The following is a 26129-nucleotide window of genomic DNA, read 5'->3' as shown; positions in this document are numbered from 1 at the left end:
CCGCCGCTGGGCGGTGGGGCGGTGCCGGCACGTTGCAGCCGCGGGCGTGGACGCCCCTGGACTGCACGTGATGCGGCCCCGCTGTCGTTGCCTGGAGGCGTTAGACCGGAAGCTTTGCGACCCCGGCTTTCGCTCGGGTGTGCCGGCGGCGATTCTTGCGGATGCAATTGGTCACGTTTGCCGAGTTGGCGCCTCGGGCAGCGCCGGAACGTGAAAAGTTCAACGGGCGCTCAGCCCCGGCCCAGCACGCGGATGACCTCCGCCTCGGCCACCGGCTTGGCGATGAAGCCGTTCATGCCCGCGGCCAGCGCGGCCTGGCGTTCCTGGTCCAGCACGGCGGCCGTGAAGGCGTGGATGGGCAGGGCGGCCGTGGCGGGGTCGGCGCGCAGCAGCGCCGTGGCCTCCAGGCCGTCGACCTTGGGCATGTGCAGGTCCATCAGCACGCCGTCCAGCCGGCCGGCTTGGGCGCGGGCCAGCGTGATGGCCTGCTCGCCGTCCTCGGCCTCGATGACCTCGGCACCCAGCCGCTGCAGCAGCGCCGCGATGATGAGGCGGTTGACCGGGTTGTCCTCGGCCACCAGCAGGCGCTGGCCGGCCAGCGGGTAGCGCTGCGGGATGGGGATGCGCCGGCGCGTGGCGGTGTCGTCGATGGTGAGGCTGGTGGGCAGGCTGAGGTTGGCCCAGAACGTGGAGCCGTGGCGGCCGTCACTGTCCACGCCGACGTGGCCGCCCATGCGCGCGGCCAGCTCGCGGCAGATGGACAGGCCCAGGCCCGTGCCGCCGAAGCGGCGCGTCGTCGAGTCGTCCGCCTGCGCGAACGGGCGGAACAGCCGCGCCTGCTGGTCGGGTGGCACGCCGATGCCGGTGTCCTGCACCGACAGCCGCACGCGGTCCGGCCCGGCCGGTGCGAGGTTGAGCCGGATGTGGCCGCGCTCGGTGAACTTGAGCGCGTTGACGAGGAAGTTGGCGAGGATCTGGCGCACGCGCATCGGGTCGCCGATGACCAGCCGCGGTAGCTCGGGGGAGAGGTCCAGCTGCATGTCCAGCCCGCGTTCGCGACCCAGCGCGGCGCAGCCCTCGAAGCTGGCCTTGGCCAGCGCGTGCAGGTCGAACTCGATCTTCTCCAGCTCCAGGTGGCCGGCCTCGATCTTGGACAGGTCCAGCACGTTGGAGACGATCTCGTTGAGCGACTCGGCGGCGGCAACGAGGTGCGAGAGGTACTTGTCGCGGTGGATGTCGTCGGGCGCGCCCTGCTGCAGCAGCCGCGCCAGGCCCAGCACGCCGTTGAGCGGGGTGCGGATCTCGTGGCTCATCGTCGCCAGGAAGGCGCTCTTGGCGTGGCTGGCGGTCTCGGCCTGCTGCTTGGCGGCCTGCAGTTCGCGCTGCTGGCGGCGGTGCTCGGTGATGTCCTCGGCCACCCACAGCGTGGGGTGCTCGGCTTCGGTCTCCTGGCGGCCGGACAGCGCCGGCAGGCGGCGCGCGTTCAGCCGCACGGTGATGCGCTGGCCGTCGGGGCGCAGGTAGTCGCCCTCGAAGGCGTGCTCGGCGTCGGTCGTCTCGGCCGCGTCGCAGGCATCCGGCAGGCCGGGCGCGCCTTCGGCGGGCAGCGGCTCGGCGCCGCCGAAGATCTGCTGCCAGTGCCGGTTCACGCGCTCGAAGTGGCCGCGGCGCGTCATCGCGATGCCGACGCTGGCGTGGTCCAGGATGGCGTCGGCCTCGATGCGGGCGCGCTCGCGCTCGGTGATGTCGCGCGCGATCAGCATCGTCGCGGGTTCGCCGTCCCAGTCCAGCGACGCGGCGGACACCAGCAGGTCGCGCCATTCGCCGTGCACCAAGATGGCGGAGCGGAAGTCGCGCGCGATGCCGGTTGAGGCCAGTTCGGCGGCCAGGCGGCGCGGCTCCTTGCTGTCGGGCCACAGGCCCAGCTCGCGGCCGGAGCGGCCGATGAGCTCGTCGCGGTGGCGGCCCACCAGCGAGCAGAAGCCGGAGTTGGCGAAGCGGATGCGGCCGTCCTCGATGCGCGCCACGCAGATGGCGTCGGGGCTGGCGCGCAGCAGCCGGTCCAGCATGTCAGCGGTGCGCTGGTGCTGCTGCAGCGTGAGCCGCTCGCCCGTGATGTTGTGGCTGACGCCGCGCCAGCCCACGTGCCTGCCCTGGGCGTCGAACAGGGGCTCGCCGGAGCTCAGTGTCCACAGCAGCCGGCCGTCGGGCGTGCGGAAGCCGTTGATGCGGTCGCGGTAGGGGCGCTTGGCGCGGATGTCCTCCAGCAGCGCGTGGTAGTCGGCGTCGCGCACCAGCATCGCGCCGCCGGCCTGGCCCATCCTCAGGAAGTCCTCGCGCTTGTGGCCCGATAGTGGCTCGAACTCGTCGGACAGCGACAGGACGCGGAAGTTCGCATCCGCCTCCCAGGCCCAGTTGTGCGCGGCCTGCACCAGCCGGGCCAGGCGGGCTTCCTCGGCGATGGCGCGCGCCAGCGCCGCGCCGAGGATGCGGTTGAGCAGCAGCGCCGACGCCAGCCCGCCCACGGCGATCAGCATGTGGGCGATGAGGCGGTCCTTCAGGTTGGGCAGCACCGGCGCCTTCAGCCCCGGCAGCAGGCCCTGGAACTCCATCGTGGCCAGGCCCGCAATCGCGGCCATGTAGAGCAGCGCCAACGTGGCCGCTGCGCGGTTGCCCGCCACGCCGCCGGCCAGCGCGATGAGCAGCGCGCCGGCGGCAAGGATCAGCGTGTGCACGCCCAGGCCGATGTGGGCCGCGTGCAGCACCAGGCTGACGAGCGTGCCGCCCAGCACCAGCGTCGTCGCCAGCCGCGGCAGCGCGGCGCGGTACAGCAGCGCCGCCAGGCCGCCCGTGGCCAGCAGCGCCAGCCCCACCAGCACCCGCTGGCTGCCCCAGGGCGCGCGCAGCTGCAGCAGCGCCTCGGCGGTGCCGATGCCGGCGGCCACGGCGCCGACGATGACGACGATCCAGATCAGCGTGCGCGCCGCCATGCGCTGCAGCGCGTCGCGGGTTTCGCTGGGTTCAGGGGGCAACAAAGCCATTGTTCGCGTGGGTTCCGTCGCAGAAGGGTTTGGTGGCGCTGCCGCCGCAGCGGCACAGCCGCGCCTGCGCGATGCGGCAGACCATGCGGCCGGTGCCGCTGACCACCTCGACGGGGCCGCGCAGCTGCAGCGGGCCGTTGGGCTCGGGCTCGATGTCGATGCGGCCGTCGCGGACGGCCGGCATGTCGGTGGGCAGGCCCAGCAGGCCGGTGGCGGGCTCGCCGGTGGCGGTGAAGGGAATGTCGTGGTGGCTGCCGTCGCAGAACGGCTTGTTCTTGCTGGCGCCGCAGCGGCACAGCGTGGCGCGCGTGCCCAGCAGCTCGCCGCGCAGATGCAGGTCGCCGCGGATGCCGTAGGGGCCGGCCTCGCGCACCTGCAGCAGGTTCACCGGCGGCGGGGCCTCGTCGGGCTGACCGTCCTTGCGGCGCACCTGGATGGCGCCGGACGGGCAGGCGTGCGCGATGTCGACGAGGCGCTCGACGGGCATCGCGTCCGGGTACAGCCAGGCGCCCGGCGTGTTGGCCAGGAAGACCTTGGGCGCGCCCGTCACGCACAGCCGCGCGTGAATGCAGCGTTTGGCCTCGAAGCGCAGCTCCAGCTGCTCGCCCTGCACGATCTCGACGCCGTCCACGGTCTCGGCGGGTGGCGCCGGCGGCGGTGGGGCGGCAACGGCCGGCGCCGGCGCGGGGGTGACTGGGGCGGCCAGGTCCAGCCCGCGCTCGGCGCGCTCGCGCAGCGTCTGCAGCTGGGCCGCGGCACGGCCGGTGCGCTCGGCGCCCAGCGCGGCGTGCAGCCCGGCGGCCGTGCCGGCCAGCTGGGCCAGGCGCTCCAGCACGAAGCGGCGCGCGGCGGGGCCGGGCGGCATGGCGGCCGTGTCGCGCAGCGCCGTGAAGCTGGCGCCGGCGTGGCAGCCGGGGTGGCTGGGGCCGGCGGGCAGCCGCGCCGCGTGCTCGGCCAGCGGCGTGAAGGCGCGCATCAGCCCGATGGCCAGGTCCACGTGCAGGCTCTTCTCGGCCGACGGGCCGGGCAGCAGGTAGGCCTGCGCCAGCAGCCGCAGCATCAGCTGGTAGCTGGCGTTGGCGAGGTCCACGGTGTTGGCGGCCGCGGGGTCTTCCAGCCAGACCCGGCCTTCCGGCCGCGGCGGGCGGCGCAGCACGGGGTTGGTGGCGGCGGGCCACGCGGGCTCGAAGCCGGCGCGGGCGGCGCGCAGCGCGGCCAGCTCGGTGCGGATGGCGGCGAAGCGGTGGTAGTGCGAGGTCTCGCTGTCGCTGGGCGCGCCCTCGCCCTGGCGCACGATGGCGTCGAACGCGGCGAGGGCCGTTCTGGAGCACAGCACGGGCCGGGCGCCGCACAGCGTCAGCTCCGTCGGGCCCAGCTGCAGCGTGCGGTCTCCACAGAAGCTGTCGGCCTCGCCATGTGCGGCGACGAAGGCCTGCAGGTCGGCGGACAGCGTGGCGTAGAAATGACCCACGGTGTCGTAGTCGCGCGCCATCGGCGTCACGCGCGGCGTGTCGGTGCCGCGCGAGAACAGCCGCTCGGCGGCGAAGCCGTCGCCATCGGCCTCGGTGCTGCCCTCGGGGCGCTCCAGGAAGATGAAGTGCTGCAGCGTCGCGTCGCTGAACGGCGCCAGCTTGACGACCACGCGTGCCGGCAGGTAGCCGGGGTCCAGCGGGAAGTTGCCGCGCCCGATGCGCGGCGCGCCGCCCAGCGCGGCGGTGATGTTCCACACCGCGACGAGGTGGCCCATCTCCTCGACGGCCACGGCGATGATCTCGCGCCGCCAGCGCGCCACGGCCTCGGCTTCCTGCGGCTGCAGGCCCTCGGCCTCGCCCTGCTTCAGGCTGAAGGCCGCGTAGAGGTAGGTGCACATCAGGTTGTGCTCCAGCTCGGCGGCCTCGTAGAGGCTGTGCAGCAGTTGCTCGCGGCTGGGCGCGGCGGTGGATGGGCTGGTCATGGAATGCCTCCTCCGGCAGGCAGCGCGAAACATTAGCACGCAGGCCGTGCGCGGGGACCCGGGCGGAGGGTGGGGGTGGGTCAGTCCCTATCGGTGCGGGTCAGGCCCAGCGCAGGCGGGGCAGCCAGGCCAGCGGGTCCAGCCGCGCCGCCGGCGCCTCCACCCAGCGGTGGAAAGGCAGCGCCAGCCAGTTGGCCAGCGCCCAGGTCACCACCAGCAGCATCAGCCCGGTCTCGGGTGACGCGTCGGTGAGGTTGGCCAGCAGCGCGTTGGTCAGCAGCAGCACCGGGAAGTGCAGCAGGAACAGCGCATACGACGGCGTGGACCAGGCGGCCAGCGCCGGGCCCCAGCGGGCGGGCAGCAGCGGCCGCCCCTGCGCGTGCCGCGCCTCGGCCCAGGCCAGCCACAGCGCGGTGGCCAGCGCCAGCGCCAGGCGGTCGCGCCAGTCCAGCGCCAGTGCGGCACCAAAGGCCACGGCCAGCAGCACGAAGCCCAGGCGACGGTGGCGCCACAGTCCCAGCCAGTGCACCAGCGCGCCCAGGCCGTAGGCGGCGAAGAAGTAGGGCGCGTAGGCGTCGAGCGTGGTGTCGCGGTTGAACACGAAGGCCGACGCCAGCGCCAGCCCCGCCACCAGCAGCGGCGCCACCAGCAGCCGGCTCGGGTGCCGCCAGCCGCTGCGGGCCAGCCACAGCAGGCCCACGAGGCAGGCGAACAGCTGCAGGTCGATGGCCACGTACCAGGCGCCCACGGTCAGCGCCTCGAAGCCCAGCACGTCGTGCAGCAGCAGTGCATGGGCCAGCAGCTGGCCGGCGCCGATGTCGGCCGGCACCAGCTCGGGCCACGACGACGCGACCAGGCCGCAGGCCGCCAGCGTCAGCGCCAGCGCGGCCAGGAACGGCAGCGTGAGGCGCAGGTAGCGGCGCCACAGCAACTCCGGCACGCCGGCCCGCAGCGCGCCGCCGCGCGGCGACAGGCCACGCGCACTCAGGTAGCCGCCCACGACGAGGAACACCTGCACGGCCATGCGGCCGTACTGGTGCACGGCGCCGGCCAGCAGCGGCAGCGCGTCGTGCGCGGCGCGGGCGATGGGACCGTAGCTGACGAGGTGATGCAGCACGATGACCTGGGCGGCGAGCGCTTTCAGGACGTCGATGTGCGGCAGTCGGCGGGAAGACATGGTGTTGCGGGGCAAAAAAGAACGGGCCTGCTCGCGCAGGCCCGTCGTTCCGGACTCGTGAAATTGTACCGGCGCAGCCCCAGGGAAAGCCCGGCGGGCCTGCATCGGTTTGCAACCGGTGCGCCGGCTGACCTGGCCGTGACGGTCCGCTGGTTGTGGGCCGACCGGATGCGCACGGCTGCTTACATCTGCGGCGGGAAGGAAGGCGGCGTGGCGCGCGTTGTCGGAAGGCGCGGGGCGGATTGACCGGCCCCGCACCCACAGCCAGGAGACCCGCCATGCGCCGCCAGCCCCCGTCCTTCCTTGTCGCCCTCGCCGCAGCGCTGCTGGCCGTGGCAGCCCGCGCCGACGAGGCCGCCCCCAATGCCGACAAGCGCGCCATGACCCTGGCCGTGCAGCGCGACGCCGCGGGCCACCAGAGCGCGGCGGCGGCCGTCAGCCTGCCGGTGGGCCGCAGCGCCTGGCTGCAGGCCGGCGTGGGCCGGTCGCGCAGCCGCGACGACGCGGCCGGCACGACGGCCCGGCCGCGGCAGCTGTCGGTGGGTGGCGGCGTGGCCGGCCGCCAGTGGCAGGCCGGCGTGACGGCCAACCAGCGCCGCGACGGCAGCACGCTGCGCCAGACCGACCTGGCCGCGTCGGTGGACTGGCAGCCGATGGACGGCGTGAACGTGGGCGTGGACGCTGCCAGGCGCAGCGCCCGCGCGCGCGGCACGGTGGCCGCCGGCAACGGCGGCGCGCCGACGGCGGTGGCGCAGCGCCTGACGGGCCGCGGCGTGGGCGTGCACGGGGCGGTGGCCGTCACGCCGCGCGTGACCGTCTACGGCGCGACGATGCACAACCGGTACCGCAGCACGACGACCGCCACGCAAGCCGGCGGCGGCGCAGGCGGCCTGCTGGGCCAGGTGCCGCTGCTGGGAGCCAGCCGCGTGTCCGTCGTCAACCGCGACGAGGCCGCGCTGGACCGCAGCCACCAGCTGGGCGCCACCTGGCGCGTCGGCGAGCGCGTGGCGCTGAACGGCGAGGTCAGCCAGGACCGGCTGCATGGCGGCGGCTCGCTGCGCAGCGTGCAACTCAAGGCGGCGGTGGCGGCGGGCGACAGCGGCTGGACGATCACGCCGGGCGTCGGCCGCAGCCGCGGGCCGAACGGGGAGGGCGTGAACTACGGGTCGGTGGCGGCGAGCTTGGCATGGTGAACGCCCGGGGCGGCGATGATCCTTGCGCCGCACAACCCATGGCCTGAATCCATGTCCCAAACCGTCCTCGACTTCTGGTTCCACGAGACCAAGCCCGCCCAGTGGTGGACGGTCGACCCCGCCTTCGACGCGCTGATCCGCACCCGCTTCGGCGCGCTGCACGCGCAGGCCCGGCGCTGCGAGTTGTTCGCGTGGCGCGCAACGCCCGAAGGCCGGCTGGCCGAGGTCATCGTGCTGGACCAGTTCGCCCGCAACCTCCACCGCGGCACGCCCGACGCCTTCTCGGCCGACCCGCTGGCGCTGGCCCTGGCGCAGGAGGCCGTCGCGGCGGGCGCCGACCTGGCGCTGCCCACCGAGCGGCGCGCCTTTCTCTACATGCCCTACATGCACAGCGAGTCAGCCGCCATCCACGCGGTGGCCGAGCCGCTGATGAAAGCCCGCGCGCCGGCGCACACGCACGACTTCGAGCTGAAGCACAAATCAATCGTCGACCGCTTCGGCCGCTACCCGCACCGCAACGCCATCCTGGGCCGCGCGTCCACGGCGGAGGAAGCCGAGTTCCTGAAGCAGCCCGGCTCCAGCTTCTGAGGCCGGGATTCCGCTGAGGCCGACGCCGGCCGGGCATGGTCCAATCCGGGCATTGGAACCGATTCCATTCGCCATGTCCCGCTCGACTGTTTCCTCCCGCGTCCTCTCCGCCGTGCTGGCCTTGCCGATGGCGGCCCTGGCCGCGCCGCCGGACTTCGGCCCCAACGTCCACCTGCTGGACCCGGCCACGCCCGGCCTGCAGGCGCGCATCGACGCCATCTACGCCGCCCAGCAGCCCAACCACTTCGGCCCGCGCCGCGACGCCATCCTGCTGATGCCGGGTACCTACGAGAACCTGCGCATCCCGGTGGGCTTCTACACGCAGGTGCTGGGCCTGGGGCGCCACCCCGACGACGTGCACGTGGTGGGCGACCTGCGCTCCACGGCGCTGCTGGACAACGACAACGCCACCACCAACTTCTGGCGTGGCGCCGAGAACTTCTCGGTCACGCCGACGCTGGGCATCGGCGACAACACGATGCAGTGGGCCGTGTCCCAGGCCATCCCGTTCCGGCGCATGCACGTGCGCGGCAACATGCGGCTGAACCAGAACAACGGCTGGGCCAGCGGCGGCTGGTTCTCGGACGTGCGGGTGGACGGCCAGGTCAACTCGGCGACGCAGCAGCAATGGATCTCGCGCAACAGCGAGTGGGGCCGCTGGACGGGCTCCAACTGGAACATGGTGTTCGTCGGCGTGCCGCAGGCGCCGGCGGGCGAGTTCCCCACGCCGGGCCAGCGCTTCACCCGGGTCGACAAGACGCCGCTGGTGCGCGAAAAGCCCTTCCTGTTCGTCGAGAAGGACGGCGGCTTCGCGGTGCGCGTGCCGTCGCTGCGGCGCGACAGCGCGGGCATCTCCTGGGCCGGCGGCGCGTTCACGGCGGGCAAGACCCTGCCCATCGCCCGCTTCTTCATCGCCAAACCGGGCGACACGGCCGCCACGCTGAACGCGCAGCTGGCCGCCGGCCGGCACCTGCTGTTCACGCCTGGCGAGTACCTGCTGACCGAGACGCTGCAGGTCAAGCGCGCCGGCACCGTCGTGCTGGGCATCGGCTTCCCGACGCTGCGCTCGGACAACGGCGTGCCGCTCGTGAAGACGGCGGACGTGGACGGGCTGACCGTGTCGGGCCTGTTCCTGGACGCGGGCGCCCAGGACGCCGGCGTGCTGATGGAGGTGGGCACGGCCGGCAGCAAGCGCCGCCACCTGGCCGACCCGACGGTGCTGCACGACCTGTTCTTCCGCGTCGGCGGCGCGGCCGCCGGCCAGGTGCACACGGCACTGCGCATCCACGCGCACGACACGCTGGTGGACCACACCTGGATCTGGCGCGCCGACCACGGCGAGGGTGTCAGCTGGACGCTGAACCCTTCAGCCCACGGTCTGGTGGTGGACGGCGAGGACGTGACCATCTACGGCCTGTTCGTCGAGCACTTCCAGCAGGAGCAGGTCGTCTGGCGTGGCAACGGCGGGCGGGTCTACTTCTACCAGTCCGAGATCCCGTACGACCCGCCCACGCAACGCCAGTGGACCAACGCCGCCGGCGGCCGCGGCTTCGCGTCCTACCAGGTGGCCGACACGGTGACGCGCCACCAGGCCTGGGGCCTGGGCATCTACAGCGTGTTCCTGCAGCCCGACGTCGTGCTGGACCGCGCCATCGAGGCGCCCCGGGCGGCGGGCGTGCGCTTCCAGCACATGATCACCGTCTGCCTCGTCGACAAGGGCAGCATCGAGCATGTCATCAACGACGCCGGCGACGCCGCGCGCTGCCAGGGCGGCAGCAACACCGCCACGCTGAAGCACTATCCCTGACCGCGCCGCGGGGGGCATTGCGCCGCGCCCGGCGGGCGGATGGCGTTGCCGAGTACGCTCGCGGCCTTTCAGCACAAGGGCAGGGCAGCGGCCATGGACAACCTCGACCTCAGCGTGTTGCGCGCGGCCGCCGGCTGGCGGGCCGAGGCGCGCCGCGTCGTGCTGGGCACGATCACGCGCACCTGGGGCTCGGCACCGCGGCCGGTGGGCTCGCTGGTGGCGGTGCGCGACGACGGGCTCATCGCCGGTTCGGTGTCCGGCGGCTGCATCGAGGACGACCTCGTCGCGCAGCTGCGTGCCGGCAGCCTGGCGCTGGCGCGCCCCACCCCGCTGCGCTACGGCGTCGGCGCCGAGGAGGCCCGCCGCTTCGGCCTGCCCTGTGGCGGCACGCTGGAGCTGATGCTGGAGCCGCTGGGCCCGCAGTCGGCGCTGGACGAACTGCTGGCCCGGCTGGCCCGCGGCGAGCGCGTGCGCCGCACGCTGGAGCTGGCCACCGGCGCCGTCACGCTGCAGCCCGCCGAGCGCGGTGCCGACACGCTGGCGCTGACCGACACGCAGCTCGTCAGCCACCACGGCCCGCAGTGGCGGCTGCTGGTCATCGGCGCCGGGCAGATGACCGACTACCTCGCGCAGATGGCGCAGGCGCTGGGCTACGGCGTGACCGTGTGCGACCCGCGCGAGGAGTACGCCGACGGCTTTGCGCTGCCCGGCGCCACGCTGACGCGCGACATGCCCGACGACGTCGTGACGGCCTTCCAGGTGGACGACGCCACCGCCGTCGTTGCGCTGACGCACGACCCCAAGCTCGACGATCTCGCGCTGATGGAGGCGCTGAAGAGCCCGGCCTTCTACGTCGGGGCCATCGGCTCGCGCGTCAACCAGGCCAAGCGCCGCGCCCGGCTGGCCGAGCACTTCGACCTGACCGCCGAGCAGCTGGACCGCCTGCACGGCCCCGTGGGCCTGGACATCGGCGCCCGCACGCCGCCGGAGATTGCGCTCTCCATCCTGGCGGAGATGACGGCTGTTCGTTACCGCGCGGGCGGCGCCAAGGCCGAGGCCGAGGCTGGCTGCGCGCTTTGAGGCCGTCGTGCCCCTCGCGGGCCGAGCGCCGGGCCGCCCCAAGCCGGCCCGTCTGGCGATGTGCGAGCGGGGCACGCCCCGTGAGCATCGCCGCCCCCTCGGGGGGCCGACCAGGCACGCCTGCGTTCCAGGGCGCGACTGGGCGAGGGGTTCACTACTTCATCGTGTAGCCGCGCCCGTCCATGCAGGCCTCGACGGCGCGATTGAACACGCTGGCGTCCGCCTGCGCATTCGGCTGCGTCGTGGCCCAGCGGTTGCAGTCGCGCCGGTCGTTCTCCAGCTGCTCGTTGGACTGGCCGTTGCGCGGGTAGATGATGGGATCGGCCTTAGGCGGCGGTGGTGCCGGTGCCGGCTGCACCTGGGCAACGACCGGCTCTGGCGGCGGCGCGACGACGGCATAGCCTTCGGGCACCGCGCGGTAGTACACGCCGTTGGCGTAGTAGTAGGGCAGGCCGCCCAGCGTCACCGTCACGTAGGCCGGCGGCAGCAGCGGGATGACGACGCCCACCGGCGGCGCCACGACGCGGTAGCGCGGCCCGTAGGGCTGGTACCAGACGCCACCGTGGAACCAGTAGCGCCCCGGGCCCGCGCCCACGACGACGGCGCCGCGCGGCACGTACGGCGCCACGTAGCCCGGGGCGGGGTAGTAGTGGTCGTGGTGGTAGCGGTTGTCGAACACCATGCCGATGTTGGCGCGCACGCGCACGTCGGCGTGGGCGGGGAGGGCGGCGCACAGCGCGAGCAGCGCGGCGGCGGAGGCGTGGAGCAGGGTCTTCATCGTCTTCAACCTGGAACCGGGGTCAAAAGGGCAACGCCGACAGGCTGCGCCGCGTGGACGTCGCCGGCATTGCGGCCACGTAAAGTTCGCCGCTTCACCTGTCGCCCCGCTGTCTCGCCATGATCGAACTGCATTACTTTCCCAGCAACGCCAGCTTCGCCCCGCACATCCTGCTGGAGGAAACGGGCGTCCCGTTCACGCTGCGCGTCGTGGACCGCGCCAACAACGAGCACAAGTCACCGGCCTACCTGAAGCTCAACCCCAATGGCCTGATCCCGACGCTGGTGGACGGCGACCTGGTGCTGTACGAGACCGCCGCCATCCTGATGCACCTGGCGGACTGCCACCCAGGTTTCGCGCCGGCGCCCGGCACCCCCGAGCGGGCCGAGTACTACAAGTGGATGGTGTGGCTGACCAACACGCTGCAGGCCATGCTGATCCACTACTTCTACCCCGACCGCATGGCCACCGACGCCGCCGAGGTGAAGGCCCGCGCCGAGGCGCAGGTGGCGCCCATGCTGGACCAGATGGATGCCCACCTGGCCCGCCACGGCGGCGACTGGTTCCTGGGCAGTGAGTACACGGCCGTGGACCCGCTGGCCTTCATGCTGTGCCGCTGGACGCGCATGCAGGCCAACCCGGCCAAGACGCGGCCGGCGCTGGGCGCCTACCTGAAGCGCGTGTTCGACCGGCCGGCCACGCAGCGCGTCGTGGCCAAGGAACAGCTGCCGGACCCGGTGTACTGACCCGGCCTGCGGCGCAGGCGCCTCAGGGCGCCGCGCACAGGCAGTGCACCACCGCCGCGCGCTCCCACTTGCCCTGCGCCGACAGCTTGGCCAGCTCGCGCAGCGTGGCCAGCTCCTCGACGACCGGCGCCGGCAGCGCATCCAGGCCCAGCGCCTGCCCCACCGCCCGCGCCAGCGGGGGCGCCATCACGTCGCCCAGGGATGCCAGCAGCCGCTCGCTGCGGCTGAGGTCGCGCTCCACGTAGGCCAGGCGCGGCTTGTCGCCGTCCTTGACCTCCAGCTTGGCCAGCTTCACGGCCGTCTGCACCGCGTCGTCCAGGCTGCCCAACCGGTCGACGAGGCCGCGCTCCTTGGCCTGCGCGCCGGTCCAGATGCGGCCCTGCGCCACCGCGTCGATCTTCTGCGGCGTCGTCTTGCGCGCCTCGGCGGCCAGGCCGGTGAAGCGGGCGTAGATGTGGTCGATGCCCGCCTGCACGGCGGCCTGCATGCGCGGGTCCAGCGGGCGGCGCACGTCGTAGCCGCCAGCCAGCCAGGTCGTCGTCACGCCGCCGGTGTGCAGCGACAGCTTGTCCAGCAGCTTCTCGGCCGTGGGCAACATGCCGAACACGCCGATGCTGCCGGTGATGGTGCCGGCGTCTGCGATGACGGCGTCGCTGCTGGTGGCGATCCAGTAGCCGCCCGAGGCCGCCACGTCGCCCATGGACACGACGACCGGCTTGCCCGCCGCGCGCGTCAGCTCCAGCTCGCGGCGCACGATCTCGGACGCGAACGCGCTGCCGCCCGGCGAGTTCACGCGCAGCACGACAGCCTTGATCGCGTCGTCCTCGCGCGCCTTGCGGATCAGGCGCGCCGTGGAATCGCCGCCGATGCGGCCCGGGCCGGCGTCGCCGTCCACGATCTCGCCCTCGGCCACGACGATGCCCACGCCCGGCTGCAGCGTCGTCGGCGCGCCGGCGTCCTTCACATGCGCCAGGTACTCGCCCAGCTGCACCTGGCGGAAGCTCTTGCTCGGTTCGTCCTTCGCACCCTTGGCGATCAGCAGCTCGCGCATCTGGTCGCGCGTCTTCAGGCCGTCCACCAGCCTGGCTTTGAGCGCCAGCTGGGCCGTGTCGCCCTGCACGTCGGCCAGGCGCTGCGGCAGCTCGGCGATGTCCTTGGCGATGCTGCCGGCCTCCAGCTTGCGCGCCGCCTCGATGGCGCCGGTGAAGCCGCTCCACAGCTCGCCGTAGACCAGGCCTTCCGCCTCCTGCGTCGCCGGGCTGGGGCCGGTGGCGGTGTAGGTCTCGGCGAAGTTCTTGTACGTGCCGGCCTTGATGACGTGCGGCGTCACGCCCACGCGGTCCAGCGCGTCCTTGTAGTAGGTGCGGTAGCGGCCGAAGCCTTCCAGCATCACCATGCCCATTGGGTGCAGGTAGACCTCGTTGGCCTGCGCCGCCAGGAAGTAGCCACGCTGGCTGTAGTTGTCGGCATAGGCCAGCACCGGCTTGCCGCTCTGCTTGAAGCGCTGCAGCGCGGCCGCCACCTCGTGCAGGCCGGCCAGGCCGGCGCCCTGCAGGCCTTCCACGTCCAGCAGCACGGCGCCCACCTGCGGGTCGCGGGCGGCCTGGTCCAGCACGGCCAGCACGTCACGCAGCCGCGTCTGGTGCGGCACGCTCTGGCCTTGCGCCTGCGCCATCAGCTGCTGGCGCGGGCTGCCGGAGAACTGCTCGACGAGGTTGCCGTCCAGCTTCACGACCAGCGTCGTCTTCTCGGCCAGCGGCTTCGGCCCGCGCGTCAGCAGTGCCGTCACGACGATGACGATCAGCAGCAGCACGACCAGGTTCATCAGCGCGCGGCGCGTGCCGTCGAGCAGCCACCAGGCCTTGGAGAACAGCCAGCCGAGCTTGGAGAAAAGAGACTTCATCGACGCAGACCTCAGGGGTTGACTCGTGCCGATTGTGAGCGGCGCCGGGCTAGCATCCGTCGGTCACGGTGGAGAGGACCCCTCATGCTTGCTTGGCCCGGTTGGACGCGCCGCCTCAACCAGCATTTCCCGTTGCGCTACGCCACCTGGATGCTGTGCGGGCTGCTGGCGCTGCTCTTCGCCATCCGCTGGATGGGCGGCCTGACGGACGGCCTGCTGGTGCTGCTGTTCCTGGCGCTGTCGCTGCTGGGCCTGCGCGACGTGCGCCAGACGCGCCACTCCATCCTGCGCAACTACCCCGTCATCGGCCACCTGCGCTTCCTGCTGGAGTTCATCCGGCCCGAGATCCGCCAGTACTTCCTGGAAGGCGACACCGATGCCGCGCCGTTCTCGCGCGCGCAGCGCTCCATCGTCTACCAGCGCGCCAAGGGCGACCCCGACCAGCGCCCCTTCGGCACGCAGCTGGATGTCGGCGCGCGCGGCTACGAGTGGATCAACCACTCGCTGGCGCCCACGCATCTCACCAGCCACGACTTCCGCATCACCATCGGCGCCAGCCGCGCGCAGCCTTACTCGGCCAGCGTGTTCAACATCTCGGCGATGAGCTTCGGCGCGCTGTCGGCCAACGCCATCCTGGCGCTGAACCGGGGCGCGAAGCTCGGTGGCTTCGCACATGACACCGGTGAGGGCTCCATCAGCGTGCACCACCGCCAGCACGGCGGTGACCTGATCTGGGAGATCGGCTCGGGCTACTTCGGCTGCCGCAATGACGACGGCTCGTTCAGCCCCGAGAAGTTCCAGGCCGCGGCCGTGGACCCGCAGGTGAAGATGATCGAGCTCAAGCTCAGCCAGGGCGCCAAGCCGGGCCATGGCGGCGTGCTGCCGGGCCCCAAGGTCTCGGCGGAGATCGCCGCCGCGCGCGGCGTGCCCATCGGCGTGGACTGCATCTCGCCGGCGCGCCACAGCGCGTTCTCCACGCCGGTGGAGATGATGCAGTTCATCGAGCAGCTGCGCACGCTGTCGGGCGGCAAGCCTACCGGCTTCAAGCTGTGCATCGGCCACCCCTGGGAGTGGTTTGCGCTGGCCAAGGCCATGCTGGAGACAGGCATCACGCCGGACTTCATCGTCGTCGACGGCGCCGAGGGCGGCACCGGCGCCGCGCCGCTGGAGTTCACCAACTACGTCGGCGCGCCGCTGCAGGAGGGGCTGCTGCTCATCCACAACACGCTGGTGGGCCTGAACCTGCGCGACAAGATCAAGATCGGCTGCGCCGGCAAGGTCACCAGTGCCTTCGATCTCGTGCGGCTGATGGCGCTGGGCGCCGACTGGTGCAACTCCGGCCGTGGCTTCATGTTCGCGCTGGGCTGCATCCAGGCCCAGGCCTGCCACACGGGCCACTGCCCCACCGGTGTGACGACGCAGGACCCGCAGCGCCAGCGCGCCATCGTCGTGCCCGACAAGGCCCAGCGCGTCGCCAACTTCCACCAGGGCACGCTGAAGGCGCTGAAGGAGCTGGTGGAGGCCGCCGGCCTGTGCCACCCGCAGGAGATCACGGCCCAGCACATCGTGCACCGGCTGGACAAGCACGAGGTCAAGCTGCTGGCCAACCTGCTGCCCTTCGTCGAGCCCGGCGCCATCCTGCGCGGCGACATGCCGCACAACACCTTCCGCCTCTACTGGCCGCTGGCCAGTGCGCACAGCTTTGCGCCGCAGGGCAACATCCAGCGCTCACCCTGATTCGGGTGCCGCCCGGACGAGGGGGAATGTGGCTGCAAATTAGGGGGGTGACGGTCAAAACGCGCACAATGCGCGGCGATTTCCTGGCAGTTACATGGTCACCGTCTATCTCCTCCGCCTCAGCGAGCCCACCCTGCAGCGCACCCGCTCGCTGCTGCTGAGGGCTGAGGGTGTGGAGCTGGCCGGCAGCAACTCCGTGCTGGGCGACGCGCTGGGCGAGCTGGCGACGCTGGCGCCGGACATCGTTGCCTGCGACCTGCGCCTGACCGACAGCCACGCGATGCGCGTCGCCGCCGAGCTGGGCCGTCTGCCGGTGCGCCCGCAGCTGCTGCTGCTGACGCCGACGGCCGACGACCTGCAGCTGTTCGCCGCGTTGAGCGCCGGCGCCAACGCGTACCACGTGGACGACGGCAGCGGCACCGGGCTGGTGGAGGCACTGACGCGGCTGCACGAGCGCCGCGCCATGCTCAGCCCGCAGCTGGCCCGCCAGGCGCTGGCGGCCTTCGGCATCGAGCGCAGCCCGCTGGCCCTGGCCCGCCAGGCCGCCGCCGCGCTGGACGCCACGCCCGCCGGCCGGCAGATCGACCAGTCCACCCGCCACCTGCTGACGCTGCTGGCGCAAGGCCTGCTGCTGGCCGAGATCGCGACGCTGTGGAAGCAGCATGTCGCCGACATCGAGGGCCGTGTCTGGCGCCTGGTGCGGCTGCTGCACGTCCGCTCGCGCGAGCTACAGATTGCCTGACCCTAGCGTGCGCGCGCAGCGCCGCACTTGATCCAGCGGCTGCCGTGGAACCGGCTTTGCCGGGCCACTGGCAGCGCCCCCTGGGGGGCGGCCGTCAGGCCGTAGGGGGGGTATCAATAAAACTCTGGCGCTGGGACAGCTTGTCCATGTGGCGCGCCAGGTTGGGGTAGTCGTCGCGCCAGGCGATGTCCGGGAAGCGGAACTCCAGCCAGCCCAGCGCGCAGCCCACCGAGATGTCGGCCAGCGAGAAGTGGTTGCCCGAGCACCAGGCCTTGTCGCCCAGGCCCTGGCTCATCGCCGCCAACGCGGCGTTGACCTTGCCCAGCTGGCGGTCTATCCAGGCCGGGCTGCGCTGCTCGGCGGTGCGGTGGGCCCAGGTGCGCTCCATGCGGGCCAGGATGCCGGCGTCCATGATGCCGTCGGCCAGCGCTTCCCAGGTGCGCACCTCGCAGCGCTCGCGGCCGCGCTCGGGGATGAGCTTGCCCACCGGCGACAGCGTGTCCACGTACTCGACGATGACGCGCGAGTCGAACACGGCGCCGGTGATGGAGTCCTGGCCTTCCATGACCAGGCAGGGCACCTTGCCCAGCGGGTTCATCTTCAGGATGGCGTCGCTGCCCCAGACGTCTTCGAGCACCAGCTGGTAGTCGAGCTTCTTCTCGGCCATCACGATGCGCACCTTGCGCACGTAAGGGCTGGTGAGCGAACCGATCAACTTCATCGCGGTCATAGGGCAAACACGGGGGTCACAAGTCGAAACGATTCTAGCCAGCGGCCCTGGGCGGTCTGCCCGTGAAAAAGGCCTGTCGGCCCGGCCCGACAGGCCCCAGGAAAGCAGGGGTTGCCGGTATCCGGGGGTGCCGCCAAAGTGTTGCCCGGCCCACTGCGGTAGACGGTGGCGTTCATAGTCAGGGAGTTCCCATGTCAGACCTTCAGGCCGCCGCCGACGCGGCCGCTTCGCCATCGCCCATCCAGGGGCCCCGTGTCCTCGAAATCCGCTTCACGGGTTCGGGCAGCGAGTACTTCCGCATCTGGTCGGTCAACCTGCTGCTCATCCTCGTGACGCTGGGGCTGTACCTGCCGTTCGCGAAGGCGCGGCGCATCCGCTACTTCTATGCCAACACGCTGGTGGACGGCCAGGCGCTGAGCTTCCACGGCAACCCGTGGAAGATGTTCCGCGGCTTCGTGCTGCTGGTGGTGCTGATGGGCGCCTACACGGGCGCCGGCAAGGTGTCGGCCGGCGCGGCCTTCGTAGCCTTCCTGATCCTGTGCGCCGTGTGGCCGGCGCTGTGGCGCGCGTCGCTGCAGTTCCGCCTGGGCAACACCAGCTGGCGCGGCCTGCGCATGCGCTTCGAGGGCTCGCTGAAGGAGGCCTACCTGGCCTGCGCGCCGCTGTACCTGCCGCTGATCGCGTTCACCGCCTGGTCGCGCCTGATGGCGCCGGAGGCCAGCGGCGACGACGCCGTGGACCAGGCGGCCATGCAGGCCTTCGGGGCCACCAGCCTGTTCGTCATGGGCATCGTCATGCTGCTGACGCCGCTGTCGTTCGCGCTGTTCAAGCGCTACCAGCATGCCGGCTACCGCATCGCCGGCCAGCAGGCGCGCATTGACCTGAGCAACGGCCGTGTCTACCTGCTGGCACTGAAGCTGGTGGGCGTGGCCCTGCTCAGCTTGCTGGGGGTGGCGTTGCTGATGGTGCTGATCGGCGTGGTGTTCGGTCTGACGGGTGTGCTGGGCGGCTGGCGCCCGGCGCTGAACTCGCCGCTGGCGCAGGTGGGCATCGTCGCCATCGGCCTGCTGGCCTACCTGCTGGTGTTCTCCGTCGTGCTGCCTTACGGCGCGGCGCGCATGCAGAACCTGGCCTGGAACGGCACCAGCAGCCAGGCGCTGGCCTTCCGCAGCGCGCTGAAGTTCCGCAGCCTGTTCGGCCTGACGCTGAAGAATTGGCTGCTGACCGCGCTGACGCTGGGCCTGTACCGGCCGTTCGCCGCGGTCTCCACGGCCAAGCTGCGGCTGGAGGCCGTGCAGATCGACAGCGCCGAAGACCCGGCCGACTGGGTGGCCGCCGCCGGCGCCGGCCATGCCGACGCGACGGGCGACATCGCCGGCGACTTCTTCGGCATCGACATGGGGCTGTGACGATGGGCGATCACGACTTCCAGCCCACGATGCCAGCGCCGATCCCGGCGCCCCACCCCGCGCCCGCTGCCGCCCCGGTGGCGCGGGCGCTGGAGATCCGCTTCACCGGCTCCGGCAGCGAGTACTTCCGCATCTGGATCGTCAACATGCTGCTGACGCTCGTGACGCTGGGGCTGTACCTGCCCTTCGCGAAGGCGCGCCGCATCCGCTATTTCTACGCCAACACGCTGGTCGATGGGCAGGCGCTGAGCTTTCACGGCGATCCGTGGAAGATGTTCCGCGGCTTCCTGCTGCTGGTGTTCGTCATGGGGCTGTACGGCGGCCTCAGCGCGCTGTCGCCGCTGCTGGGCGGCGCGGTCTTCATCGTGCTGATGCTGCTGTGGCCACCGCTGTGGCGGGCCGGCATGCGCTTTCGGCTGACGCACACCAGCTGGCGTGGCCTGCGCTTTGGCTTTGCCGGCGACGTGGCCGGTGCCTACCGCGTCTTCCTGCCCATCGCCGTGCCGCTGGCGCTGCTCGTTGCCGTGCCCGAGGACGCCAGCACGGCCTGGCACGTGTTGGCCGGCATCGGCGCGCTGGCCATCAACATCATGGTGCCGTGGACGCTGGGACTGGCCAAGCGCTACCAGCACAACCACTACCGCTTCGCCGGCCAGCAGACCCGCACCTGGCTCGAGCCCTCGCAGGTCTACGGGTTGAGCTTTCGCGCCGGCTTCATGGGCGGCGTCGCCCTCCTCGTCGGCGGGTTCGCGGCGGCGCTGCTGCTGCCGTCGACGCGCGGGCCGGGCGACTGGACACCGCTGGTGATGCTGGGCGTGCTGTATGGACTGGTCTCTGTCTGGGTCAGCTCCGCGTTCACGGCCGGGTTCCAGAACATGGTCTGGTCGCGCACGGCCAGCGAGCACCTCAGTTTCAAGAGCGAGTTGGACACCATGGCGCTGGCCACGCTGACGCTGAAGAACTGGGCGTTGACGGTGCTGACGCTGAGCCTGTACCGGCCGTTCGCGGCCGTCGCCACGGCGCGCTTGCGCCTGCAGGCCGTCGAGTTGCAGACCACTGCCGACATCGACGCCTGGGCGGGCGACGAGGCGGCCCGCGATGCCAGCGCTGCGGGCGACTTCGCCGGCGACTTCTTCGGCATCGACCTGGGGCTGTGATGAGCGATCAGCCTCACCTTGTCGCCGACTGGTTCGACGGCCGCAGCGCCCGCGGGCGGCCGGTGGACGTGTGGGTCGACGGCGCGACGCTGCATTTCGGCGACCACAGCGCGCCGCTGTCCGGCCTCACCTGGCCCGAGCGGCAGCGCCACGGCCAGCGCCAGATCCTGCTGCCCGGCGGCGGGCTGCTGAGCTTTGCCGACGCGCCGGCCTTCGACGCGTGGGCGCAGGCCTCGGGCCGTGGCGACAGCCTCGTCGTGCGCTGGCAGCAGAGCTGGCGGCTGGCGGCGCTGTCGTTGCTGCTGCTGGTGGCCAGCCTGGCCGCCGGCTACCGCTGGGGGCTGCCCTGGGCCGTCGACCGGGCGGTGGACGTGCTGCCGGCCTCGGTCGAGCTGCGCCTGGGCGAGCAGGTGCTGGCGGGGCTGGAGGGCGACTGGCTCAAGCCCAGCCGGCTGGACGCCGCGCAGCAGCGCGCCTGGCGCGAGCGCTGGGCCGCCGCGCTGGACAAGGCGCGCGACGACGGTCGCACGCCGCTGCCGCCGCGCTACGAGATCCACATTCGCGACGGCGGCAAGTCGCTGGGGCCCAACGCGTTTGCGCTGCCGGGCGGCGACATCGTCATCACCGACGCGCTGCTGGAACTGCTGGCCGACGAGCCCGACGCGGTCATGACGGTGCTGGCCCACGAGCTGGGCCACGTGCAGCACCGCCACGGCCTGCGCCTGATGCTGCGCGCGGGCGCGGTGGGCATCGTCGCGACGGTCATCGTGGGCGACTTCTCGTCGCTGCTGGCGGCGGCGCCGGCGTTGCTGGCGAGCAATGCCTACTCGCGCGACAACGAGCGCGAGGCCGACGTCTACGGCCGCACGCTGGCCCGCGCCGGCGGCGTCGACACGTCGCGCATGGGCGTGTTTTTCGAGCGCCTGGCCAAGAAGCATGCGAGCGTGAGCGACAACCCCGTCGCCATCGCGATCTCGTCGCACCCGGCGGACGCGGAGCGCGTGAAGTTCTTCAGCGAACCCTGACCCCGCGAACGCCGGTGGGTCGCCGGCCGGCGTGACTTTTAGAATGTCGGGTTTTCCACGACCCGCCGGCCTGCCATGACCACCACCGACTACTCCGCCATCAGCGCCCTCTCGCCGCTGGACGGCCGCTATGCCGCCAAGGTCGCGGCGCTGCGCCCGCTGCTGTCCGAGTTCGGCCTGATGCACCGCCGCGTGCAGGTCGAGGTGGAGTGGTTCATCGCGCTGAGCGACGCGGGCTTCAAGGAGTTCAAGCCGCTGTCGTCGGCCGCCCGCAGCCGCCTGCGCCGCCTGGTGAAGAAGTTCTCCGAGGCCGACGCCGAGGCCATCAAGGCCATCGAGCGCACCACCAACCACGACGTGAAGGCCGTGGAGTACTGGATCAAGCGCAGCTTCGAGGGCCACCCCGAACTGCTGGCCGCCGGCGAGTTCGTGCACTTCGCCTGCACCAGCGAGGACATCAACAACACCAGCCACGCGCTGATGCTGAAGGCCGCGCGCGACGAGGTCATGCTGCCGGCGCTGGACGGCATCATCGAGAAGCTGCGCGGCATGGCGCACCAGTTCGCGGCCATCCCGATGCTGTCGCGCACGCACGGCCAGACGGCCAGCCCGACGACCGTGGGCAAGGAGATCGCCAACGTCGTGGCCCGCCTGCAGACGGCCCGCACGCGCATCGCCGCCGTCAAGCCGCTGGCCAAGATGAACGGCGCGGTCGGCAACTTCAACGCCCACCTGTCGGCCTGGCCCCGCCACGACTGGGAAGCCTTCTCCAAGACCGTCATCGAGAAGCAGCTGAAGCTGACCTTCAACCCGTACACGATCCAGATCGAGCCGCACGATTACATGGCCGAGCTGTTCGACGCGTTCACGCGCGCCAACACCATCCTCATCGACTGGTCGCGCGACGTGTGGGGCTACATCAGCCTGGGCTACTTCAAGCAGAAGACCAAGGCGGGCGAGATCGGCAGCTCGACGATGCCGCACAAGGTCAACCCGATCGACTTCGAGAACGCCGAAGGCAACTTCGGCCTGGCCAGCGCCGTGCTGACGCACCTGAGCCAGAAGCTGCCCGTGAGCCGCTGGCAGCGTGACCTGACCGACTCCACCGTGCTGCGCAACATGGGCGTGGGCCTGGGCTACGCGCTGCTGGGCTACGACTCCCTGGCCAAGGGCCTCTCCAAGCTGGAAGTGAACGAGGCCGCGCTGGCCGATGACCTCGACGCTGCCTGGGAAGTGCTGGCCGAGCCCATCCAGACTGTCATGCGCCGCTTCGGCCTGCCCAACCCCTACGAGCAGCTCAAGGAGCTGACGCGCGGCAAGGCCATCACGCAGGAATCCATCCGCGCCTTCATCGAGGGCCTGGACCTGCCCAAGGCCGAGAAGGCGCGGCTGCTGAAGATGACGCCGGGGTCTTACACCGGCATCGCGCAGGATCTGGCAAAACGCGTCTGATCAAAGCGCCAACCTGAACACTCTCGAGGGCTCGTTGTAGCCCTCGAGCTGTTCCTGGCCCTGCTCGATGAAGCCCAGCTTGGCGAGCAGCGCCACGCTGGCCGGGTTGTCCAGCGCCGTGATGGCCATCAGCGTGGGCCAGCCCAGCACGTCGCGTGCATGCGCCACGCAGCCGCGAGCCGCCTCCAGCGCGTAGCCGCGGCCCTCGTACTCGGCCAGCAGCGCGTAGCCGATGTCCGGCTCCGGCAGCACCGGCCGCTTGAACAGCCCGCACATGCCGACCAGCGTGCCATCGTCGCGGCGCTCGACCGCCCAGAAGCCGTGCCCCAGTTCCCGGTAGGCCTTGAACAGCCGGCCTTCGGCCCAGGCGAGCGCGTCGCCCACCGTGCGCACGCCGGGGTCGTTGATGTTGCGCAGCCAGCCGGGCTCGTTGACGAGGCGCAGCAGGAAGGGCGCGTCTTGCGGTGTGAATTCACGCAGCGCCAAGCGTTGGGTGTCCAAGATATGCATGAGGCCAGACAATAAATGGTTCATGCCCTGATACTCCGCCGCCCTCCCGTTCGACGCCTGATGACGCCTTCATGAGCCTCGCGCCCGACCCCAGCGACAACCCCGCGCTCAGCCAGGCGTTGCGGGAGCTGGACGTCATCCTGGCCAATGCCGGCGTGGGCGTGGTGTACGTGAAGGCCCGCACGCTGGTGCGCTGCAACCAGCGCTACGCCGAGATCTACGGCTTCGCCGGTCCCGAGGACGCGACCGGCCGCAGCAGCATCGAGCTGTACGAGAGCGAGGACGAGGCACGCAGCCTGGGCCGGCGCGCCTACCCGCTGCTGGCCTCGGGCGAGACCTTCCGCAGCGAGCAGCTGATGCGGCGCCAGAACGGCGAGATGTTCTGGGCCCACCTGACCGGCCGCCTCATCGACGCCGCCGACCCGGCCGCGGGCTCCATCTGGATCGTCGACGACATCCACGAGCGCAAGCTGGCCGACGCCGCGCTGGCCGACCTGCATGCCGAGCAGCAGCTGATCTTCGACCACGCGATGGTGGGCATCGTCTACCTGCGCGGCCGCCGCGTGACGCGCTGCAACCGCGCGTTCGAGCAGCTGTTCGGCTTCGGGCCGGGCGAGCTGGACGGCCAGCTGTCGCGTGCCTGGTACCTCAGCGACGAGGCCTGGAAGGCCGCCGGCGACCTCTGCTACGAGCCGCTGTCGCGCGGCGACTCCTTCCACGCCGAGATGCTGCTGGGCCGGCGCGACGGCACGCCCGTCTGGTGCGAGGTGCGCAGCAAGGCCATCGACCGCAGCGACCTGTCGCGCGGCTCGATCTGGATCACGCAGGACATCACGGCCCGCAAGCAGGCCGAGCAGGAGCTGGTGCAGGCCAAGGCGCAGCTGGAGGCGCTGGTGGCCCAGCGCACCGAGCAGCTGAGCCAGACGGTTGCGGCACTGGAGCTCAAGATCGCCGAGCAGCAGGCGGCCGAGGCCCGCGCCGAGCGGCTGGCGCTGTTCGATGGCCTGACCGGCCTGCCCAACCGCCTGCTGCTGGCCGACCGCGCCAGCCAGGCCATCGACATCGCGCGTCGCGGCGACGAGCCGCTGGCCGTGCTGTTCCTGGACCTGGACCACTTCAAGAACGTCAACGACTCGCTGGGCCACCGTGTCGGCGACAGCCTGTTGACGCAGCTCGCCTGCCGCCTGCGCGGCGCCGTGCGCGAGCAGGACACCGTGGCCCGCACCGGCGGCGACGAGTTCGTGCTGGTGCTGCCGCTGACCGACATCGCCGGCGCCGCCCACCTCGCCACCAAGCTGATGGCGCTGGCCAGCGCGCCGTTCCAGGTGGAGGGGCAGGAGCTGACCGTCACGCCGTCCATGGGCATCGCGATGTTCCCGACCGACGGCGACGACTTCGACACGCTGTGCAAGTGCGCCGACGCGGCCATGTACCGCGCCAAGAAGGACGGCCGCAACGCCTACCGCTTCTTCACGAGCGAGATGCAGGCGCAGTCGGCCCGCGCGCTGCAGCTGGAGAACGCGCTGCGCCGTGCGCAGGAGCGCGGCCAGCTCAGCCTGCACTACCAGCCGCAGCTCATGCTGGACGCCGATGGCGACAGCCACGTCGTCGGCGCCGAGGCGCTGCTGCGCTGGCAGCACCCCGAGCTGGGCTGGGTGTCGCCGGCCGAGTTCATCCCCATCGCCGAGGCATCCGGGCTGATCCTGCCCATCGGCGAGTGGGTGCTGCAGGAGGCGCTGCACCAGCTGCGCCGCTGGGACGACGCTGGCCTGCCCGAGCTGTCCATGGCCGTGAACCTGTCGGCCGTGCAGTTCCGCCACGATGACCTGCCCCAGCTCGTCGAGCGCGTGCTGGCCCAGGTGGGCATGCCCGCCGAGCGGCTGGAGCTGGAGCTGACCGAGGGCGCCGCGATGGACAATCCCAGCGTCGCCATCACCGTGATGAACGAGCTGCACGAGCGCGGCGTGCGGCTGTCCATCGACGACTTCGGCACCGGCTACTCGTCGCTGGCCTACCTGAAGAAGTTCCGTGTCAGCAAGCTCAAGATCGACCAGTCCTTCGTGCGCGACCTGACCGACGACGCCGAGGACCGTGCCATCGTCGACGCCGTCATCCGCATGGCCGGCGCCTTGGGCCTGCAGACGCTGGCCGAGGGCGTCGAGACCGACGGCCAGCTCGCCTTCCTGCGCCGCCAGGGCTGCCAGGCGGTGCAGGGCTATCTGTTCAGCCGCCCGCTGCCGGCCGAGGCTTTTGCAGAATTCGTCCTCGCCCAGACCGCCCCTCTTTCCGCCTACTGATGACCTTCACCGCCCAGCTCCAAGCCCTCTGCCCGCAATCCCGCCTCTGCGTGGGCCTGGACCCCGAACCGGCCAAGCTGCCCGGCGACTGGGCCGGCGACGCGAGCAAGTTCTACGACTTCTGCGCAGCCATCGTCGACGCCACCAAGGACCTGGTCTGCGCGTTCAAGCCGCAGATCGCCTACTTCGCCGCGCATGGCGCCGAGGCGCAGCTGGAGCGGCTGATCGACCACATCCACGACGTGGCGCCCGGCGTGCCTGTCATCCTCGATGCCAAGCGAGGCGACATCGGCTCCACCGCCGAGCAGTACGCGCGCGAGGCCTTCGTGCGCTACCGCGCCGACGCGGTGACGCTGTCGCCCTTCATGGGCTTCGACAGCGTGGAGCCCTACCTCGCCTACGAGGGCAAGGGCGCCATCCTGCTGTGCCGCACGTCCAACAAGGGCGGTGACGACTGGCAGATGCAGCGCCTGGCGGACGTGCCGGGCCAGCCGCGGCTGTTCGAGCACCTGGCGCACCTGGCCGAGAGCCAGTGGAATCGCAACGGCCAACTGGGGCTGGTGGTGGGCGCCACCTACCCGGCCGAGATCGCACGGGTGCGCGAGCTGGCGCCCACGCTGACGCTGCTGGTGCCGGGTGTCGGCGCGCAGGGCGGTGACGCCGGCGCCGTCGTGCAGGCCGCCGGCCGCACGGCGCCGCTGGTGGTCAATTCGTCGCGCGCCATCCTCTACGCGAGCCACGGCGCCGACTTCGCCGAGCGAGCCCGGGCCGTGGCCGAAGCCACCCGCCTCGCCCTGGCCTGA

20 protein-coding genes and 1 riboswitch are annotated in these 26129 nt (G+C 71.7%); of the genes, 13 read left to right on the top strand and 7 right to left on the bottom strand.

Translation table 11 applies throughout. From position 1 onward, the window contains the following. Nucleotides 1-68: 68 nt before the first annotated feature. Nucleotides 69-154: riboswitch (cyclic di-GMP riboswitch) on the bottom strand. 76 nt (nt 155-230) lie between these two features. From AC1Q7O_RS10705 to AC1Q7O_RS10695, 3 genes are all read right to left on the bottom strand, one after another. Beyond that, nucleotides 231-3032, bottom strand: a complete 2802-nt coding sequence (locus tag AC1Q7O_RS10705) for a PAS domain-containing hybrid sensor histidine kinase/response regulator (RefSeq protein ID WP_492661574.1) — start codon at nt 3030-3032, stop codon at nt 231-233. Continuing rightward, nucleotides 3022-4995, bottom strand: a complete 1974-nt coding sequence (locus AC1Q7O_RS10700; protein ID WP_492661575.1) for a ferritin-like domain-containing protein — start codon at nt 4993-4995, stop codon at nt 3022-3024. Before AC1Q7O_RS10700 ends, AC1Q7O_RS10705 begins: the two co-directional genes overlap by 11 nt. A 100-nt stretch (nt 4996-5095) precedes the next feature. Continuing rightward, nucleotides 5096-6172 (bottom strand): acyltransferase family protein, encoded by a 1077-nt coding sequence (locus AC1Q7O_RS10695; RefSeq protein ID WP_492661576.1) that lies wholly within the window; start codon nt 6170-6172, stop codon nt 5096-5098. A 278-nt stretch (nt 6173-6450) separates the two neighbouring features. On the opposite strand from AC1Q7O_RS10695, the gene AC1Q7O_RS10690 reads away from it, so the two are divergent. The 4 genes from AC1Q7O_RS10690 to AC1Q7O_RS10675 all read left to right on the top strand — a co-directional run bounded on the left by AC1Q7O_RS10690 (nt 6451) and on the right by AC1Q7O_RS10675 (nt 10840). Then, nucleotides 6451-7365 (top strand): hypothetical protein, encoded by a 915-nt coding sequence (locus AC1Q7O_RS10690; protein ID WP_492661577.1) that lies wholly within the window; start codon nt 6451-6453, stop codon nt 7363-7365. 51 nt (nt 7366-7416) lie between these two features. Then, nucleotides 7417-7953, top strand: coding sequence for a DUF924 family protein (locus AC1Q7O_RS10685; RefSeq protein ID WP_492661578.1), 537 nt, complete (start codon nt 7417-7419; stop codon nt 7951-7953). A gap of 73 nt (nt 7954-8026) precedes the next feature. After that, on the top strand, nt 8027-9760 hold the full coding sequence (locus AC1Q7O_RS10680; protein WP_492661579.1) for a pectate lyase-like domain-containing protein: 1734 nt from the start codon (nt 8027-8029) through the stop codon (nt 9758-9760). Nucleotides 9761-9853: 93 nt separating this feature from the next. Next, on the top strand, nt 9854-10840 hold the full coding sequence (locus AC1Q7O_RS10675) for an XdhC family protein (RefSeq protein WP_492661580.1): 987 nt from the start codon (nt 9854-9856) through the stop codon (nt 10838-10840). Between the two features lie 154 nt (nt 10841-10994). On the opposite strand, the gene AC1Q7O_RS10670 is transcribed toward AC1Q7O_RS10675, so the two are convergent. Continuing rightward, nucleotides 10995-11618: a DUF6515 family protein gene (locus tag AC1Q7O_RS10670; protein WP_492661581.1), complete on the bottom strand. Its 624-nt coding sequence runs from the start codon at nt 11616-11618 to the stop codon at nt 10995-10997. A gap of 119 nt (nt 11619-11737) precedes the next feature. On the opposite strand from AC1Q7O_RS10670, the gene AC1Q7O_RS10665 reads away from it, so the two are divergent. Continuing rightward, nucleotides 11738-12364: a glutathione S-transferase family protein gene (locus tag AC1Q7O_RS10665; protein ID WP_492661582.1), complete on the top strand. Its 627-nt coding sequence runs from the start codon at nt 11738-11740 to the stop codon at nt 12362-12364. Nucleotides 12365-12386: 22 nt separating this feature from the next. Here the strand turns inward: AC1Q7O_RS10665 and sppA are convergent, their stop codons facing one another. After that, entirely contained in the window at nt 12387-14267 is a 1881-nt protein-coding gene (sppA, locus tag AC1Q7O_RS10660) for a signal peptide peptidase SppA (protein ID WP_492661583.1), read from the bottom strand. Between the two features lie 84 nt (nt 14268-14351). Here sppA and AC1Q7O_RS10655 point away from each other — a divergent pair, with 84 nt between their 5' ends. Both AC1Q7O_RS10655 and AC1Q7O_RS10650 read left to right on the top strand, forming a co-directional pair. Then, the gene (locus AC1Q7O_RS10655) at nt 14352-16004 is read left to right on the top strand and encodes an FMN-binding glutamate synthase family protein (RefSeq protein ID WP_492661584.1); all 1653 of its coding nucleotides are present in this window, start codon (nt 14352-14354) and stop codon (nt 16002-16004) included. A gap of 94 nt (nt 16005-16098) precedes the next feature. Then, nucleotides 16099-16746: a response regulator gene (locus tag AC1Q7O_RS10650; RefSeq protein WP_492661585.1), complete on the top strand. Its 648-nt coding sequence runs from the start codon at nt 16099-16101 to the stop codon at nt 16744-16746. Between the two features lie 94 nt (nt 16747-16840). Here the strand turns inward: AC1Q7O_RS10650 and AC1Q7O_RS10645 are convergent, their stop codons facing one another. Further along, on the bottom strand, nt 16841-17467 hold the full coding sequence (locus tag AC1Q7O_RS10645) for a glutathione S-transferase family protein (RefSeq protein ID WP_492661586.1): 627 nt from the start codon (nt 17465-17467) through the stop codon (nt 16841-16843). Between the two features lie 200 nt (nt 17468-17667). Between AC1Q7O_RS10645 and AC1Q7O_RS10640 the strand changes: the two genes are divergently transcribed. From AC1Q7O_RS10640 to purB, 4 genes are all read left to right on the top strand, one after another. Then, entirely contained in the window at nt 17668-18885 is a 1218-nt protein-coding gene (locus tag AC1Q7O_RS10640; protein WP_492661587.1) for a YjgN family protein, read from the top strand. Nucleotides 18886-18887: 2 nt separating this feature from the next. Then, complete coding sequence (locus tag AC1Q7O_RS10635; protein ID WP_492662699.1) at nt 18888-20042, top strand: YjgN family protein; 1155 nt, start codon at nt 18888-18890, stop codon at nt 20040-20042. Next, nucleotides 20042-21067, top strand: coding sequence for a M48 family metallopeptidase (locus tag AC1Q7O_RS10630; RefSeq protein WP_492661589.1), 1026 nt, complete (start codon nt 20042-20044; stop codon nt 21065-21067). The genes AC1Q7O_RS10635 and AC1Q7O_RS10630 overlap by 1 nt, the downstream gene beginning before the upstream one ends. Nucleotides 21068-21142: 75 nt before the next feature. Then, a complete protein-coding gene (gene purB, locus AC1Q7O_RS10625; RefSeq protein ID WP_492661590.1) occupies nt 21143-22519 on the top strand; it encodes an adenylosuccinate lyase in 1377 nt (458 codons plus the stop codon). On the opposite strand, the gene AC1Q7O_RS10620 is transcribed toward purB, so the two are convergent. Next, nucleotides 22520-23029: a GNAT family N-acetyltransferase gene (locus AC1Q7O_RS10620; RefSeq protein ID WP_492662698.1), complete on the bottom strand. Its 510-nt coding sequence runs from the start codon at nt 23027-23029 to the stop codon at nt 22520-22522. It abuts the gene before it with no gap. Between the two features lie 71 nt (nt 23030-23100). Here AC1Q7O_RS10620 and AC1Q7O_RS10615 point away from each other — a divergent pair, with 71 nt between their 5' ends. Together AC1Q7O_RS10615 and pyrF are read left to right on the top strand one after the other, a co-directional pair. Then, on the top strand, nt 23101-25326 hold the full coding sequence (locus AC1Q7O_RS10615) for a putative bifunctional diguanylate cyclase/phosphodiesterase (RefSeq protein ID WP_492661592.1): 2226 nt from the start codon (nt 23101-23103) through the stop codon (nt 25324-25326). Next, nucleotides 25326-26129 carry an orotidine-5'-phosphate decarboxylase gene (pyrF, locus tag AC1Q7O_RS10610; protein ID WP_492661593.1) on the top strand — a complete coding sequence of 268 codons (804 nt, stop codon included), beginning with the start codon at nt 25326-25328 and terminating at the stop codon, nt 26127-26129. The genes AC1Q7O_RS10615 and pyrF overlap by 1 nt, the downstream gene beginning before the upstream one ends.

Source organism: Roseateles sp. GW823-FHT07B05 (genome assembly GCF_058794515.1).
The sequence above is the reverse complement of the archived record's forward strand: the minus strand, read 5'-3'. Positions and strand labels throughout refer to the sequence as shown.

Excerpts from the sequence above, each read along its gene's own strand:
- AC1Q7O_RS10635 (WP_492662699.1), top strand. The coding sequence starts at position 18,888 with ATGGGCGATCACGACTTCCAGCCCACGATGCCAGCGCCGATCCCGGCG.
- AC1Q7O_RS10680 (WP_492661579.1), top strand. The coding sequence starts at position 8,027 with ATGTCCCGCTCGACTGTTTCCTCCCGCGTCCTCTCCGCCGTGCTGGCC.
- AC1Q7O_RS10670 (WP_492661581.1), bottom strand. The coding sequence starts at position 11,618 with ATGAAGACCCTGCTCCACGCCTCCGCCGCCGCGCTGCTCGCGCTGTGC.
- AC1Q7O_RS10615 (WP_492661592.1), top strand. The coding sequence starts at position 23,101 with ATGAGCCTCGCGCCCGACCCCAGCGACAACCCCGCGCTCAGCCAGGCG.
- AC1Q7O_RS10690 (WP_492661577.1), top strand. The coding sequence starts at position 6,451 with ATGCGCCGCCAGCCCCCGTCCTTCCTTGTCGCCCTCGCCGCAGCGCTG.
- sppA (WP_492661583.1), bottom strand. The coding sequence starts at position 14,267 with ATGAAGTCTCTTTTCTCCAAGCTCGGCTGGCTGTTCTCCAAGGCCTGG.
- AC1Q7O_RS10640 (WP_492661587.1), top strand. The coding sequence starts at position 17,668 with ATGTCAGACCTTCAGGCCGCCGCCGACGCGGCCGCTTCGCCATCGCCC.
- AC1Q7O_RS10685 (WP_492661578.1), top strand. The coding sequence starts at position 7,417 with ATGTCCCAAACCGTCCTCGACTTCTGGTTCCACGAGACCAAGCCCGCC.
- AC1Q7O_RS10700 (WP_492661575.1), bottom strand. The coding sequence starts at position 4,995 with ATGACCAGCCCATCCACCGCCGCGCCCAGCCGCGAGCAACTGCTGCAC.
- AC1Q7O_RS10630 (WP_492661589.1), top strand. The coding sequence starts at position 20,042 with ATGAGCGATCAGCCTCACCTTGTCGCCGACTGGTTCGACGGCCGCAGC.
- AC1Q7O_RS10650 (WP_492661585.1), top strand. The coding sequence starts at position 16,099 with ATGGTCACCGTCTATCTCCTCCGCCTCAGCGAGCCCACCCTGCAGCGC.
- AC1Q7O_RS10645 (WP_492661586.1), bottom strand. The coding sequence starts at position 17,467 with ATGAAGTTGATCGGTTCGCTCACCAGCCCTTACGTGCGCAAGGTGCGC.
- AC1Q7O_RS10655 (WP_492661584.1), top strand. The coding sequence starts at position 14,352 with ATGCTTGCTTGGCCCGGTTGGACGCGCCGCCTCAACCAGCATTTCCCG.
- pyrF (WP_492661593.1), top strand. The coding sequence starts at position 25,326 with ATGACCTTCACCGCCCAGCTCCAAGCCCTCTGCCCGCAATCCCGCCTC.
- AC1Q7O_RS10675 (WP_492661580.1), top strand. The coding sequence starts at position 9,854 with ATGGACAACCTCGACCTCAGCGTGTTGCGCGCGGCCGCCGGCTGGCGG.
- AC1Q7O_RS10695 (WP_492661576.1), bottom strand. The coding sequence starts at position 6,172 with ATGTCTTCCCGCCGACTGCCGCACATCGACGTCCTGAAAGCGCTCGCC.
- purB (WP_492661590.1), top strand. The coding sequence starts at position 21,143 with ATGACCACCACCGACTACTCCGCCATCAGCGCCCTCTCGCCGCTGGAC.
- AC1Q7O_RS10665 (WP_492661582.1), top strand. The coding sequence starts at position 11,738 with ATGATCGAACTGCATTACTTTCCCAGCAACGCCAGCTTCGCCCCGCAC.
- AC1Q7O_RS10620 (WP_492662698.1), bottom strand. The coding sequence starts at position 23,029 with ATGCATATCTTGGACACCCAACGCTTGGCGCTGCGTGAATTCACACCG.